This is a genomic window from Ignavibacteriales bacterium, from assembly GCA_016700155.1.
Taxonomy (GTDB): Bacteria; Bacteroidota; Ignavibacteria; order Ignavibacteriales; family Ignavibacteriaceae.
Map to the genome: position 1 here is coordinate 1,222,600 of CP065001.1, position 16,493 is coordinate 1,239,092.

The following is a 16,493-nucleotide window of genomic DNA, read 5'->3' on the forward strand; positions in this document are numbered from 1 at the left end:
TTAAAATAGTTTTCAATGCCGCTTAATCTTGAAGTTAAAATAAAAGTAGATTCATTTTCATCACTGCTCAGGAAATTGAAATTTATTAATGCTAAGTACACTTCTACTTTGAATCAACGGGATATTTATTATAAGAATGAAGATGCATTACTAAAACTTCGTATTGAGAACGGAAAGGAAAGTCTTATTCGTTACAACAGAAATGAAAAGGCAAAAAACAGGTTTTCGGATTATCAGGTTATTCATCTAATGTCAAAAGGAACAGAAAAATTTTTTGAAAAACTTTTTGATGTTGAAGTGATAGTTGATAAAAACCGGAAGCTTTATATGTTTGATAATACACGGATTCATCTTGATGATATAAAATTTCTCGGAAAGTTTATTGAACTTGAAACTCTGGTAATAAATGGAAAACGGGATGCAAGAAAGCGGTTTGATTTTCTTGTAAGCGCACTTGATCTCAATCTGAACAACCAGATACGGAAATCAAATTTTCACCTTATGAAATCATACCTGAAAAAATGATTTTAACCACCGAAAAAATCAGTGAGATAAATCTCGATGCTGAATTGGATTCAAGAATAAAGCATTCGGAATTCAATTCATTCATATTAATTGTACCGACTAATCGACGGGTTAGAAATCTCAAACGAAAATTTATTGATATGTCACCCGCGCAAGGAACCGGCAGGATCAATTTAGAAACGCTCTCAACATATTCTTCATCAATTTTATACCAAAATGCTGTAACCGGAAATAAAGTTTTAAGTGAAGCTGCTGCTGCTGTACTGCTCAGGAAAAGTTTTCAATCAGTTAGTCTGAAATATTTTTCAGAATACAAAGGAGAAATTCCATCCGGTACATTGGAGAGAGTGGGGAATGTAATTTCTGAATATAAACGACAGGCAATTACACCTTCGCTTTTAAAGCTTGAAGCGGAAAATTTATCCGGCTCAGAAAAACTTAAAGCTTATGATATAGCAGAAGTTTTTGGCGATTACAAAAAAAGATGCGAAGAACTCGGGGTAAAAGAAATTGGAGATATTTACGAATCAATTCTGCAAATGTCGCAAAGTGAATTTGAGACGGGCTTCAGAAATTTATATGCTTCAGCTAACCTGATAGTGATAAATGGCTTTGATGAATTCACAACTCCTGAAATTGAAATCCTGCACAGAACAGCACAGATAAGGGGGCTCCGGACTTTTGTCACTCTGGATTATTACCGGAACAATCATTCAATTTTTTCACACCTTGATAAATGTTTTAAAAAGTTCACTGAAAAAAAATTCAGAGTGGTTGAAGAAAAATTCACCGGAAGTTTTAGTGAGTTCACATTAAACATCCGGGAAAATCTTTTTAATAACTTAAACAAAACTCAGGTTGATAATTTTAAAGAGAATATCACACTGATAAAGTCCTCAACACGCGAAAAAGAAATTGAAAATATTGCAAAGGAAATAAAAAATATTCTCAGCCAAAAGGACATCAGACCTGCTGATGTGTGTGTTGTATTTAATCTGATCCAGCCTTATTCAGCGCTCATTCGTGATATATTCCCTCAGTACTCAATACCATTTAATCTTACTGACAGGTTCGCTCTCGATACTTCTTACCCGGTTATATCAATCATAAACTACCTGGAGATAATTGAAAACGATTTTTATTATAAAAATATCCTCCGTGCGCTAAGCAGCAGTATGATAGAGACATCGATAGATGTTTCAAACCTGCTTTATGTTTCGGTCAAGTATAAAATAATTTCGGGCTATGAAAACTGGAAGAGTGTTATTAGCGATGAATTGAAATCAGCGGGACTATACAGTGATGAATTTGAAAACGTATCCTCAGAAAAACAATCACTTAAAAAAGCGTATGATGATATTGAACAGATTTATGATTTGCTAAAACCATTCACTAAAAAATTATCACCTGAAGAATTTGAGGATAATATTCTTCAATTAGTTTATTCAACAGGAATGAATTTTTCACTTCTGTCAAAAGATTCAGACTCTGCCGAAAAAAATGTTAAAGCCATAACCACCTTTATAAATCTGGTTAACGAAGTGATGGACCTTTTGAAACTTGAATTCGGCAATGAGAAAAAATTCAATTTAAGATTTTATTTAAATCAGATGCGGACAGCGGTCACATCGTCACGGTATAATATAAAAGAGAAACCCGGTTATGGTGTGCAGATAACTACTCTTAATGAAATCCGCGGATTAAAGTTTAAGTACTTATTCATATCGGGATTAGTTGATGGCAGCCTTCCAACGAAATACAATCCGGAAATATTTTTTTCCGGATCATTTGTAAAAAGTGAACAGAACCACCAGACTGAACAGCGATATTTATTTTACCAGGCTTTGTGTACATGGGAGAAGCGTCTTTATCTTTCTTATCCTTCAGTTGAAGATAAAAAAGAACTCACTGTTTCTTCTTTTGTAAATGAATTTAATTCACTATTCAGTTCACAACAATTGTTACAGAATAATTTCAACAAACTAATTTATTCAAAGAAAGATCTGTTAGCCGTACTTAATGAAGAAACAATCGACAATAAAATTTATGCTGAGAATGCGGGTAAAGCAGGTATCGATCTAAATAAAATCAGGTTTGCTGTTGATATTCAGAACCAGCGGAAAGAATTAAATAGCACATCTGAATATGCGGGAATAATAGGAGAGAATATCAATCGTGAAGCAAAAGCAAAACTGAATGATTTTAAGGACAGGATTTACTCAATATCACAGCTTGAAACATACGCCGGTTGTCCATTTAAATATTTTGCTGAAAGACTTCTTGGAATAAAAAGTCTTGAGGAACCCGGTGAAGAAATCGAACCGCTGGAAATGGGAAGCCTCCTTCATTCAATATTGTATGAATTTTATTCAGCTTTAAAGAAAAAGAAAATAGTACTTCATAACTGTGACGATAAAACATTTAAACTTGCTGAAGAATTAATTTTTTCAATCGCAGCCGGACAGTTAAAGCAATTCTCTTTCAGTTCACCTGTAACATTTTATGAGCAGGAAAAAATTATGGGAATTAATGGGGACAGTAACAATTCAATTCTCCACAAGTTTATAGAATATGAACGGGCTAACGAAGATAATTTTCTGCCGAAATATTTTGAGTTTCAATTCGGAAAATTTGCTGCTGAGAAGAAAGATAAGACTTTACCTGATCTCACAATCAATGATGTAAAAGTACGTGGTAAGATAGACAGGATAGATATTGACAATCAAAACAGTACTTATAAAATCGTTGACTATAAATTGAGCGGCAAAAAACCTTCACGTGCAGATCTTGAAAACGGATTAAGTTTACAGCTTCCTGTTTATATGCTCGCTGCCAAAAAATTTTTAGAGAGTGAAGAACAGGATGTATTCGCTTTTGGCGCGGATATTTTTTCATTGAAATATAAAGATGATGAATTCGGTTTTAACCAGGTCTTGCCATCGGCTAAGGAGAAAAAATTAACCACTCAAGAGATTGATGAAGTGAATAGTGAACTTATTTCAAAAAGCTCCGGCTTCATCAGACTGTATGTAGATAATATTGCGAAAGGGATTTTTAATCTTTCTTCTTTACCCGACAGAGAAAATAAAATATGTGCCTATTGTACTTTCAACACTGTCTGCAGAGTTAAGGAACAAGATAATTATCAATGACTATTGAACCTTATAAATAAAAAAGATATTTTTTAACCACTTCAAATAACTTCCGTTTTATCATACCATTTAAGAAAGGTATTTATATGATCAAGAATCTACTTCTCCTGACCTTTTCTTTTATTCTACTGACCGGTTTGTTGATGGCTCAGCGTGATAAGGTAAGATGTGTCACGCATGAATATATGGAACAACTTCAGGCTGAAAATCCTCGTCTTGGTGATTTACTCACCACTAACGAAGATAGAATTCAGCAGTTCATTAGTCAAAATCCTGATATGTTATCTGCAGAGACTGTTGTTACGATTCCTGTAGTCGTACATGTAATTTGGAATACAGCTTCGCAAAATATTTCTGATGCAATGATACAATCACAGATAAGAGTGTTCAATGAAGATTTCAGACGTATACTTGGAACACCCGGCTGGAATAATAATCCCGTCGGTGCCGATACTAAAATTGAATTCCGTTTAGCTGACAGAGATCCAAACGGAAATCCTCATTCAGGAATTAACCGTGTTCAGACAGCAGTGACAAGCTGGAATTATCAAACCCAGAATGCACAGTTAAAAGCATTATCCTACTGGAACTCCGCAAACTTTTTGAATTTGTGGGTTGCGAATCTTAGCGGTGGTATTCTTGGTTACGCACAGTTCCCAGGCGGTGCACCAGCTACAGATGGAGTAGTAATTCTCTGGAGTGCATTTGGTTATAATTCACCTGCTGTCCCATATAATCTCGGAAGAACAGCAACACACGAAGTTGGTCATTGGCTGAATCTTTATCATACATGGGGTGATGTTACTAATTGTTCAGGCACTGATTTATGTAATGATACACCGCCGTGCAGCAATCAGTATTTTTCCAGCTACCCATCTTGCCCAAACCCGGTTCAATGTTCAGGTATGGAAAGAATGATTGAAAATTATATGGATTACTCTGATGATGGTTGTATGAATATTTATACTGTTGATCAAACTTCAAGAATGAAAGCTTCATATCAAACTTCAAGAACACAGCTTTGGGTATCACTGAAAGAAAAAATTGCTGTCAGTTCTACAGGAGTTGATTACAATTTTACAAATCTTCAGGGACAAACTTTTGCTACATTGAATTTTTCCAGTCTTGGCACCACAGATTCAGTCACTGTTGAAGTATTCCCTAATCTGCTTCCGCCTAATATGCCTGTAGGCAGTAAAGCAGTACGACGTTATTTTAATGTTACTCCTAACGGAACAGGTTACAATGCAACGTTGACTGTTAACTATAATGATCCTGAAGTAGTTGGTTTTGTAAATGGTGATGCTAATCTCAAACTATTCAAATATACCGGCGGTAATTGGGTTTATATGGGCGGGACGGGAAATCCCACCGCTAACACTGTTACATTAAGCGGAGTTACATCATTTAGTATGTGGGCGCTTAGTGATCCTACGGATAACCCGCTGCCTGTTGAGTTAAGTACCTTTACAGCAAATGTAAATGAATCAAACGTCACACTTAACTGGAGTACAGCTTCCGAGCAGAACAGTCATGGTTTTGAAATTGAAAGAGCTTTGATCACCCTTGATTTTTCAAATACGACCTGGGAAGAAATAGCATTCGTACCTTCACATGGTACAACCACTGAGACAAAATATTATTCGTACACTGATACTAAACTTAATCCCGGTAATTACAACTACAGGTTAAAGATGATTGACCAGGATGGAAGTTATGATTACAGCGCTGTGGTGAATGCTCAAATCGAAACTCCGGCTGAATACACATTGTACCAGAATTATCCTAATCCATTCAACCCTGCAACGGTTATTAGTTATCAATTACCGACTAAAGGTCATGTTTCATTAAAAGTTTATGACGCACTCGGTGTTGAAGTTGCAAGTTTGCTTGATGAAGTAAAAGATGCAGGTTCCTATGATGTTAACTTTGACGCATCTAATCTTACATCGGGAGTCTATTTCTACACTCTTATTTCAAATAACTTTATGCAGACAAATAAGATGATTCTTGTTAAGTAGTTTAGAATTAAAAATTATGAGTTAAGAATGAAGGCGGTTCAATTTGAATCGCCTTTTTTATTCTCCTCTCGCAAATCAATTTATAAAAGATTAAGTTACAACCAGTGGTTATAAACCGACGGGTAACTTTATGAAACCAAAAATATTTCTTCTTCTTTTCCTCTCACTGTACATTGTAAATTGTACATTATACATTACTCACGCTACTACACGCTATGTAAGCAAAACCGGCAGCAGCACACCGCCATATACAAGCTGGGAGACCGCGGCGGATAGCATACAGAAAGCAATTGATGTGAGTTGGATTGATGATACAATTATCGTCGCTAAGGGTGTATACTACGAATCTCTTTATATAAATAGAACAATACATCTTATTGGAAGTAGTATGGATAGCACTATTATTGACGCAACAAATAATACTGAACCAAATATCATTTACTTTTATAATAACAACTCTTCGATGAAATATTTTTATCTTTTAAATTCTCTGCCTGGTAGAATTGGGATTAATACAAGGAATTCAAATATTAAAGCGGAATTTTGTAGAACAAAAAATTTAACTGCTGCATTATCAATCAACTTTTCATCTGTTCATATTTCAAATTTTATTATTCGGGCCTATAACCGTGCAATTAGAGATGAATGCCCTGCAGATACTTGCCATTCGGTGTACATGAATAATATAATATATGGAGAAAATGTTTCTGAGACACCTGTTCTATTTGCATTCGGTGGAAAACCGACCTTTATAAATAACATTGTATTCGAATCAGGTTACTGCTTAAGAGGTGTTGATCTACAATACATCAGCGGGGGAGTAATTAAAAACAATCTTGTCTCTGGTTATGAAGGTGTAAACATAAGAGCAGGGCAAATAGTAGCCGATACAGTCTATTTTGAAAATAATATCTCACTCAATTCTGAGATAGGTTATTCAACCTCAACAGCACATAGAACGGTGATAAGAAATAACATCGCTAAGGATGTCTTGAAAGGAATACAGGCATCAAACGGTGCAGTAGCTCCTGACTATAATTTATTCTGGAATGTAGGTGAATTGACAGGAGGCACAGCAAGCCTTGGTAATAATAATATATTCACTGATCCAATGTTTGTTAAAGCACAATACCAAGAATTGGCGGAACATACGATTTACATTTGCAGAAGTATTCACCTGCAATAAACAAAGGCGACCCGAATATTTTAGATAAAGATGGAACACGAAGTGATATTGGTATGTATGGTGGTCCATTAGGTGAAACTTACAATTATCAGGATTTAGCTCCCAGACCACCGACAGGATTATCAGCACTAATTGATTCTTCGATTACAGTCAGATGGAAGAAAAATATCGAAGCAGATATTGGGAATTATAAATTATTCAGAGATACCGTAATTAATTTTACAGTAGATTCAACGAAGTTAATTACTACTCAGCTGGATACTTTTTACAAACATCAATCACCACCGGGTAACCATAAGTATTATTACAAACTGACAGCCGTTGATAACCAGGGCAATGAATCAGAATTGAGCCTTGAGTTATTTGTTAATATAACCTCTGTTGAATCGGAGTTAATAATCAGTGATTATAAACTATATCAGAATTATCCAAATCCATTTAATCCATCAACGCTAATCAGCTATGAGATAAAAGAGAGGACATATGTAAAGCTGATGGTATATGATATTAAAGGAGAGTTGGTTTCTGTGCTTGTTAACAAAGAACAAACTGCAGGATTTTATGAAGTTGAGTTTAATTCGCAGCGTCACTCTTCCGCCTCAGGCGGATTGTCCGGAATCAACGACCTGGCATCAGGAATTTATTTGTACAGGATAGAAGTAATTGGTGTGGGGCAAATTCCTGTTTATTCTGATATGAAGAAGATGATATTAATTAAGTAGCAAAAGTTAGGGCGATTTTTCTGAATCGCCTTTTTTATTTTTATTGATATTGACTTACTGGACAACATTTATAAAGTTCTAAGTGAAGATATTAAAACGAGGGTGAGATGAAGATATTAATTTCTTTTCTAACGGTTTTACTTCTATCGGCGATAACTTATTCACAACAGTTTGATGAATCAATAATCAAATCTGAAATGGAAAAGTATTCCGGTTCTTTTAAGGCTGGGAAAATTAATTATCCCGGCGATACAAATATTGATGTGACATTTTATAATCTTGATCTGAAATTAACTTATTCCCCGAACTATCTTATCGGCAAAGTAACGGTAAAAGCCAAAGCCCTGAATACTCTGACAGATTTTTTCCTTGATCTTAAAACAGCGCTTAATGTTGATTCTGTGAAATCATCGGGAGTGAATGTCTCGTTCACTCATAGCGATAATAAAATCAATATCACACTTGAAAGAAATTATTTATCCGGTGAAGAATTTGAAGTCGATGTTTTTTACCAGGGACTTCCGGTTGCAACAGGGTTCGGAAGTATAATCTATGAGATACATAATGGAACACCAGTTATGTATACACTCAGCGAGCCTTACGGAGCGAATGACTGGTGGCCCTGCAAAGATACTCCTGCTGACAAAGCTGACTCCTCCGAAGTTCTGATAACGTGTGATGAAAATTTATATGCTGTATCAAACGGAATTCTTGCTGTTATACAAACAAATCCAGATCAGACAAAAACATATCATTGGAAGAGCAGTTATCCTATCGCTCATTATTTAATTTCTTTTGCGGTGGCTGACTATCATATCTATTATAATTATTTCAATTACTCACCGACTGATTCCATGCCGGTAATTCATTACATCTTTCCCGATGCCTTTTCCGGTTTTCAATCTGAACTCGACAAGACCACACATATGCTTGAAGTATTTTCTGATCGTTTTGGATTGTACCCATTCATAAATGAAAAATACGGTCACGCTCAATTTTTAGGCGGCGGTGGAATGGAACACCAGACAGTATCTTCTATGGGTACTTTTAATGAAGGATTAGTCTCACACGAATTAGCGCACCAATGGTTCGGTGATCAGATCACCTGCAGGGACTGGCATCATATATGGCTTAACGAAGGTTTTGCTACTTACGCAACCGGGCTTTTTTATGAAGTGAAATATGGAAATCAATCATACCATGATTATATGAATGGAATTATTCCCGCTGCAAAATTTGCGCAAGGGTCGGTATATGTTCAGGATATTACAGATCCTTATTACATTTTTGATGGTTACCGGAGTTATTCGAAAGGCGCATATATTCTTCATATGCTAAGAGGTATTGTGGGTGATTCAATCTTCTTCAGCTTATTAAGAAGTTATACATCAAGCCCCAATTTAAATTATGGTACCGCAGTAACAGAAGATTTTCAGGCAGTTGCTGAGAGTGAATACGGATCATCACTTGAGTACTTTTTCCAGGAATGGATTTACGGAGAAAATTATCCAAAATATTTATTCAACTGGTATTCAGAACAAACAGGCAGCGGATATGAATTAAGATTGGCAGTCGAGCAGGAATTAAATACTTCTCCAATGTTTTTTACGATGCCCATCAAAATAAAAATTGAAAGAGCATCAGGAGATACTACAATTACAATTCTTAATGATCAGCAGTATCAGCAGTTTATTATCGGGTTAACAGAAGAACCAATTGCAGTTACTTTTGATCCGGATAACTGGATATTGAAAAATCTCACCATTACCACGAATGTTGAAGGTGAACCCGCGGACGTCAAATACCGTCTTGAACAGAATTATCCTAATCCTTTTAATCCAACGACAATAATTAACTATAGTATTGACAGAAAAAATTCAGGTGCATTTGTTACATTAAAAGTTTACGACCTGCTTGGGAACGAAATATCTGCATTAGTTGAAGAGACAAAACAATCTGGTGATTATACTGTTGAATTTATTGCATCGGATGAACTGGCTTCGGGAATTTATTTTTATAGGTTGACTACAGGTGAACATTCACACTCAAAAAAAATGTTACTGCTTAAATGATCAAAACAGCGTAACAATTAGTTTTGCTGGATCATAAAAGAAACCTGTTGGAATATTTGTCATCAAACTACGTGGATATCCCAATCCATTGTACCTTGCTTAACAAAAACCCGTTATTTAATTTTGTCCGAATTAAAAAAATCAGAGAGGAAAATGAACACGTTTAAAACAGTAATATTAATGACAGTAATGATGGGATTATTTCTCCTTGTTGGCTATCTGCTAGGAGGAAAAACCGGAATGACAATAGCATTTGTCTTTTCACTTATAATGAATTTTGGTTCGTACTGGTTCTCAGATAAAATTATTCTTAAAATGTACAGAGCTAAAGAAGTGACAAGAGAAACTTCACCAAAATTTTATGATATGGTTCAGCAGCTTGCAACAAGAGCTAATCTTCCAATGCCAAGAGTTTACATTATTGAAGATCCTACTCCGAACGCTTTTGCCACAGGAAGAAATCCGCAAAACGCCGCCGTTGCCGCGACAACAGGAATACTTAGAGGATTAAATAATGAAGAACTCGCGGGTGTTATGGCTCACGAACTGGCACACGTTAAACACCGTGATATACTATCGGTACCATTGCGGCTACAATTGTCGGTACTATTACATACGTAGCTCAAATGGCTGGCTGGGCAATGATGTTCGGCAGAAGCGATGATGACAGGGACGGTGGAGGAATATCTTCACTGCTGCTGCTGATAATTGCTCCAATCGCTGCAACATTATTACAGATGGGAATATCACGTTCACGTGAATTTCTTGCTGACAAAGGCGGAGCCGAAATAAGCGGAAATCCAAACGGACTTGCTTCGGCATTGATGAAGATATCACGCGGCAACGAAATGAAACCGCTTGAAAATGTTGGTCCGGCTTCAGCACATATGTTTATAATAAATCCGCTTACCGGCGGAGGAATTATGAAATTGTTTTCAACTCATCCGCCTGTTGAAGAAAGAATTCAGCGGCTTCAGCAGATGTCAATGGGAAGAGCATAAATAAATTATTTGGATGGTCCTGTCCAACACAGGATCATCCATTCTACATTAATAAAAACGAATGGTTAAAGAAAAATTTTGAATCATTTTCATACTCCTCTAAATAGAAAAATCATGATAACAGCAGGAGTATTATTTATCAGTTTTCTTTTATTTGCAGGAAATATTTCCGGGCAGACAAAAACCAATCTCGAGTCGCTTTACGTTTTACTGGATTCAGCATCTACTCATATTGCCGTAGAGTTGAAAGAGAATAAAGATTCCGTTTCAATATCTTTAACCTTCGGTTATGGATATGAGGTGCTAAAAAATTATTTCCGGTCATCACTTAATTCAAAGATTAATAAATTGAAATTTGTCTTGCAGGAAGAATCATCATTACTAAATGTGACTTTAGATGAAGCAAAAGTGGAATACACTGAAACATTTAAAGACGGTTTCTTCGGAAGTTTTTATACTGAGCGGGTTTTTACAATTAATGGAAGTTACTTCCTAAAATCAGATCAGAATCTTAGCGATAGATTTAATTTTACTGCCAGTGATACAATTCCAACTTCTGAATTACAAAGTGCTGAGAATTTTTCATATCCGTTTACAACTGCTGAAAGACCTTCGGAGCCTTTTTTCTCAAGTTTGTTTGAGCCTGTCGTTGCAGTCGGTGCCACTGCATTAGCCGTGATTCTTTTCTTCACTATAAGGAGTAAGTAGCAATAAATACCTTTGAACGCGGATGGAATTTCGTTATTATTGACTGTAAAATTTAAAACTATTAGTACTCAAATTATGAAGCACATTTTTTATCTGTTATTTATTCCACTCATTTTCTGGGGTTGTTCCGGTTCAATCGATACAACAAATCTGACACCTGAAGAAAAACTTAATTACGCAATAGAATTATATAACGATGAAGACTACGAAGAAGCGATCAACGAGTTTCAGGCAATAATTCTGCAATATCCCGGTAACGCTGTAGTGGATGATGCGCAGTATTATCTTGCTATGACGAGGTATCATCGCGGGGAATACATACTCGGCGGTTATGAGTTCAGTAAACTGATAAAAAATATGACAGCGAGTGAGCACATACCGATGTCGCAGTTTATGTTGTCAGAATGTTATTACCTTCTGTCTCCGAATTTTAACCTGGACCAGCGATATACAAAAAAAGCGATTGAAGAATACCAGGCATTTATAGATTTCTTTCCGACACATGAAAAAGTTGCTGAAGCCGAATCAAAAATTGCTGAGTTAAATGATAAACTTGCTCAGAAGGAATTCAGTGATGCATTGATTTATGAAAAACTTGAATACTATACAGCGTCACTTATGTATTATACAAATGTTATAGAAACTTATCACGACACACGTTATGCACCGATGGCAATGTATAATAAAATTGTTCTGCTGATTGACAGGGATAAAAATTCAGAAGCACTGACCGAAATCAATAAATTTCTTGCCCGGTTTTCAGATGATTCAAGAGCAGAAGACGTTCAAAAATTGAAAACTTCACTTGAGGGAAAGCTCTCCGCATCAAATTAATGACAAGCGTAAAAAAAGTAAGTGAATCAGTAATAACAATGACTGAGCTGGTTTTACCTCATCATACAAACCAGTTAGGCAATTTACTTGGCGGGCAGTTAATGCACTGGATTGATATTTGTGCAGCGCTCTCCGCTGCAAAGCATAACCAGAGAATTTGTGTTACAGCATCTGTTGACAGAATAGATTTTCATCACCCGATTAAACTTGGTGAAGCTGTAACATTAACGGCATCGGTGAACAGGGTATTTAATTCTTCTATGGAAATTGGTGTTAAGGTTTACGCTGAAGCATTCAAAGAGGGAAAACGTATACACACAAATACCGCTTACCTTACATTTGTTTCTGTTGATGCAGACGGCAAACCAGTAAAAGCCATAGAAGTAGTTCCGGAAACTGAAGATGAAAACAGAAGATATGATGAAGCCCTGCAGAGAAGAGAAAACAGGCTTAAAACAAGAATTAAACAAACTTAGTCTTTTACTTTTTACAATTCTACTTTCACAGGAATTAAACGCACAGATACCCATAAATGGATTCTGTAAATTGAATTCCTACCAGGTTAAATCCGGTTATACTGCTATCGCCTCACTTAATTTCAATAACGATTCTTATACTGATCTCATACTTTTTAATAAAGGGACAAAAAATCTTTCTTTGATAAGAGGCGATGCATCTGACAATAAAGTAAATGAACTTTCAGTTAATTCTCCCGTTGAACTGAATCAGTTCACCAGTTTTTTTGGCAAAGGTTGGCAGTCAGTTAAATACGGATTCACTTCACGCAAAAACCGTCAGGCGGGATTTATTAATATTTCACCATCGGGAAAAATGGTAACTAATAAGTTTATGAAATTTGATTCGTTCCCCGAAAATATTTCCGCTGCTGATATTAATAATGATGATTCACCTGAACTCCTGATTTCCGGCAATGGTTTTAACGGGCTTTCAATCTTATACGAGGAGAATGGGAAATTATCAGAGCAAAAACCTGATGCAAGAAAAATTTTTCCTGAAGCAATCTTCATAGACCTTAACAATGACGGTAACAAGGATATTGCCGCTTATGATCTTCTGAATAATTCAATTAATTTTTACTATAACCATGGTTCTTACAGGTTTAGTTTGACAAGAAGTTTTCACAGCGGAACTGAAGTTCATAATCTTAAATCGACCAATATTAATCTTGATCTTTATGAAGATCTTATTTATACAAATGGCAACAGCATTGTAATAATGCTTGGTGATGCCGTTTCATCTTATTCCGAAGTGATCACTGTAAAGACAAAATTCATTCCTGATAATTTTATTACCGGTGATTTTAACCATGACGGAAAAATTGATATCGCTTATATCAATAAAAGCAATTCGCTTTTATCGATAATATTTGAAAAAGGTGATTTGCAGTTTTACGATGAGATACCTTATCTGAAAAGAGAAGGCTTGCAGTCAATCATTCCTTACTACAGCAAGTTTATTGATGGAATAGCGGCAATTACTTCTGATGGGGAATTGATCACCGTTACTAATTTGCGCAGTCTCTCAGGTGACTTAAACATTATCCCCGGTATTGAACCTGTATCGCTAAACTACTTTGATTATGAAAACAATGGAATTATAGATGTTAGTTTTATTGACAGGTACGACAACAAACTGAAACTTATCACCAGGAATAATTATGGAATTCCTGACTTGTACACAGATGTTTCTATGAACGGATTTCATGAAGAGATAGCAGTATTTAATCATAACGCATTCCTTAAATCATTTTATTGTTTTTCATTCAACGCAAAGCTTATTGAAATAGTTAAAGTGGATTTCAAATCGTTGAAGAAAGAGAAAACATCTATCTATACTCCCGGGAATATTCTTGATTTGCGGATCAGCAGAAATGAGGAGAATGAACCAAGAATATATTTAGCTTATGAAAAACAAAACCAGGTTGCTGCAGGTTTTTATGATTTTAAAGAACCCCGTTACTCATTCACAATGTTTCCCGGAAGGTTTTCAGATGTTTATGATCTTTCCATTGGTGCAGGCAGTTCAGTACAGTTAAATTACTGGCAGTCTGATGAAGATGATATAGTTCTGAAATCAGTTGAACTTGGGCAGCCGTCGCAAAACATAACTCCAAAGATGCGGATACCTTTCGACTACCGTGTTAATATTAAAAGTATAACTGATGATATTCTGAATGATGATAAACAGTCTTTCTTCAGTTTTGTAGAAACAAGCAACTCCGTCTATACAGCATTAAAAACAGGTAACAATGTTTATTTAAAAGACTACAGAGAAATTCCTCAGAAGATGAGGATAAAAGACCGGAAGCAATTATATTTCGGTGAGATAAAATTTCAGGGATTAAAAAAAATTGTTGCATATTTCCCGTCAGAAAAGTCAATTAAAAAAATTGACTTTACAAGGGGAGGAAGAAGTTATATTGCAACAGAAATCATCGACGCGGAAAATATCAACAGGTACTTTATAAAAAATATGAATTCAAAAAATTATCATCTTGTTTACACCAACAGTTCTTTAGGGTGCATAACAGTCAAACAACTGCCATGAAAAAAATAGCAATAATTCTGTTTACAGTTTTTGGTTCATTTGTTTTTGCACAGGAGTATTCCAGGCTGCATCTGGATTCAATTTATGCTGAGTACCTTTCTATAAAAGCTCCTCATTTATTAACTGATAAGCAGTTAAAAATTATTGAAAATACTGGCACAATAAAATGTGCATTTGGTACCGTAAACTTTGTTCGGATGAATAAAAATCTGTTCGATGCAGAACAACAGAATCAGATTGAAAAGATAACTCAGCGTACTCCTAAACAAACAAGCATTGTTTCTCCGAACGGATTTTTTAGAATTCATTTTAACACTACGGGAAATGATATTCCGAGGTATAACATTGCACAGACTCCATTGCAAAATGCGCAGTTAGTCGCACAGGCGTTTGATTCATCATATACGTTTGAAGTTAATTACCTCGGCTATCCTCCGCCCCCGCTGGATGATACATCAGGCGGTGATAATCTTTACGATGTTTATATAAATGAACTTGGCTCGGGTCTGTATGGCTACACAGAATATGAAAGTGAAACTTCACCCGGATCAGGAAAATTAAGATCATTTATTGTAATAGATAACGACTACGTGGGATCGTTTGCGACGAACGGGATAGACGGTGCGAGAGTTACTGCAGCACACGAATTTCATCATGCCATCCAGGGTGGTAATTATATATTCAGGGATGCGGACAGATTCTTTTATGAAATAACTTCAACAGCAATGGAAGAATTTGTTTACGACTCCATAAATGATTACTACGCATACATGAATAGTTATTTTAATAATCCAGGAAATTCTTTTGCGAACAACAACGGGTATAATCTGGCTGTATGGAATATTTATCTTCGTGACAGTTATGGTTATGATGTACTGAAACGTCAATGGGAATTGATGCCCCAACTGAGAGCTTTAAATGCGATTTACAACAGCCTGTCTGAAATAGGTACATCACTCAGAACTGAGTTTAATAAATTCGGTATATGGACATTTTATACACGCAGCCGCCGAATCCCCGGAATGTATTTTGAAGAAGCTGCTGCATATCCATTAATCAGAACCGGAACACCACTTACTTTCACTCCGCCGGCAGATACCATCAATGGATCTTCATATGGAATGGCAAATAATTTTATCACACTTATAAATCCAAATGCTTCACCGCAGGACACGTTTGTGGTTTTAATTTCAAACTCAGATGCAGACAGAGGAATAAACGGTCCCAATCTGTCTGTACCATACAGTTATATATTAAGCGTTGATTCAATTGAAGGGAGTATAAAACTTTCGCCGGGTTATTATGCATTCTTTCAGCAGAACGATCCGCAAAACTGGGCTGTATCGGAATTCCTGAACCGTCAGCTTGTGCGTGAAGATTCATCAATAATACTTTTGCCAATAGAAGTAAATGAATTTGTTTTTCCAAATCCATTTGTTTATAACAAAGCAGGACACACGGAAATTAATCTTACTCTCTCAGGTAATATAAATGAAGAAGTTGATTTGAATGTATACTCTTCTGCGATGGAACTTGTTTATGAATCAACAAAACAGATAAGAAGTTTCGGTGAATACAGAGTTATCAACTGGAATGGATTAGATAACAGCGGTAAGAAACTCGCCAGCGGTGTTTACATTTATGCGATTAGAAAAGGTGATGATATTTATAAAGGCAAACTGGTAATTTTTCATGACTGATTAG

Annotated in this window: 11 protein-coding genes and 1 pseudogene; all 12 read left to right on the forward strand. The window is 35.8% G+C overall.

Going from position 1 to position 16,493, the window contains the following annotated elements; all coding sequences use genetic code 11:
- The first annotated feature begins 15 nt into the window (after positions 1 to 15).
- The gene (locus IPM56_05035; GenBank protein QQS37323.1) at positions 16 to 525 is read left to right on the forward strand and encodes a class IV adenylate cyclase; all 510 of its coding nucleotides are present in this window, start codon (positions 16 to 18) and stop codon (positions 523 to 525) included.
- Entirely contained in the window at positions 522 to 3,677 is a 3,156-nt protein-coding gene (locus IPM56_05040; GenBank protein ID QQS37324.1) for an exodeoxyribonuclease V subunit gamma, read from the forward strand. The genes IPM56_05035 and IPM56_05040 overlap by 4 nt, the downstream gene beginning before the upstream one ends.
- A gap of 86 nt (positions 3,678 to 3,763) precedes the next feature.
- The gene (locus tag IPM56_05045; protein QQS37325.1) at positions 3,764 to 5,698 is read left to right on the forward strand and encodes a T9SS type A sorting domain-containing protein; all 1,935 of its coding nucleotides are present in this window, start codon (positions 3,764 to 3,766) and stop codon (positions 5,696 to 5,698) included.
- 130 nt (positions 5,699 to 5,828) lie between these two features.
- Complete coding sequence (locus IPM56_05050; protein ID QQS37326.1) at positions 5,829 to 6,884, forward strand: hypothetical protein; 1,056 nt, start codon at positions 5,829 to 5,831, stop codon at positions 6,882 to 6,884.
- The gene (locus IPM56_05055; protein QQS37327.1) at positions 6,860 to 7,606 is read left to right on the forward strand and encodes a hypothetical protein; all 747 of its coding nucleotides are present in this window, start codon (positions 6,860 to 6,862) and stop codon (positions 7,604 to 7,606) included. Before IPM56_05050 ends, IPM56_05055 begins: the two co-directional genes overlap by 25 nt.
- A 107-nt stretch (positions 7,607 to 7,713) precedes the next feature.
- Complete coding sequence (locus IPM56_05060; protein ID QQS37328.1) at positions 7,714 to 9,678, forward strand: T9SS type A sorting domain-containing protein; 1,965 nt, start codon at positions 7,714 to 7,716, stop codon at positions 9,676 to 9,678.
- Between the two features lie 153 nt (positions 9,679 to 9,831).
- A pseudogene (gene htpX / locus IPM56_05065) lies at positions 9,832 to 10,679 on the forward strand (zinc metalloprotease HtpX).
- 114 nt (positions 10,680 to 10,793) lie between these two features.
- Complete coding sequence (locus tag IPM56_05070) at positions 10,794 to 11,387, forward strand: hypothetical protein (protein QQS37329.1); 594 nt, start codon at positions 10,794 to 10,796, stop codon at positions 11,385 to 11,387.
- Positions 11,388 to 11,462: 75 nt separating this feature from the next.
- Positions 11,463 to 12,221: an outer membrane protein assembly factor BamD gene (gene bamD, locus IPM56_05075; protein ID QQS37330.1), complete on the forward strand. Its 759-nt coding sequence runs from the start codon at positions 11,463 to 11,465 to the stop codon at positions 12,219 to 12,221.
- Positions 12,221 to 12,697, forward strand: a complete 477-nt coding sequence (locus tag IPM56_05080; GenBank protein ID QQS37331.1) for an acyl-CoA thioesterase — start codon at positions 12,221 to 12,223, stop codon at positions 12,695 to 12,697. The genes bamD and IPM56_05080 overlap by 1 nt, the downstream gene beginning before the upstream one ends.
- Positions 12,624 to 14,789, forward strand: coding sequence for a VCBS repeat-containing protein (locus IPM56_05085; protein ID QQS37332.1), 2,166 nt, complete (start codon positions 12,624 to 12,626; stop codon positions 14,787 to 14,789). Before IPM56_05080 ends, IPM56_05085 begins: the two co-directional genes overlap by 74 nt.
- Positions 14,786 to 16,489, forward strand: a complete 1,704-nt coding sequence (locus tag IPM56_05090; protein ID QQS37333.1) for a hypothetical protein — start codon at positions 14,786 to 14,788, stop codon at positions 16,487 to 16,489. The genes IPM56_05085 and IPM56_05090 overlap by 4 nt, the downstream gene beginning before the upstream one ends.
- Positions 16,490 to 16,493 lie beyond the last annotated feature (4 nt).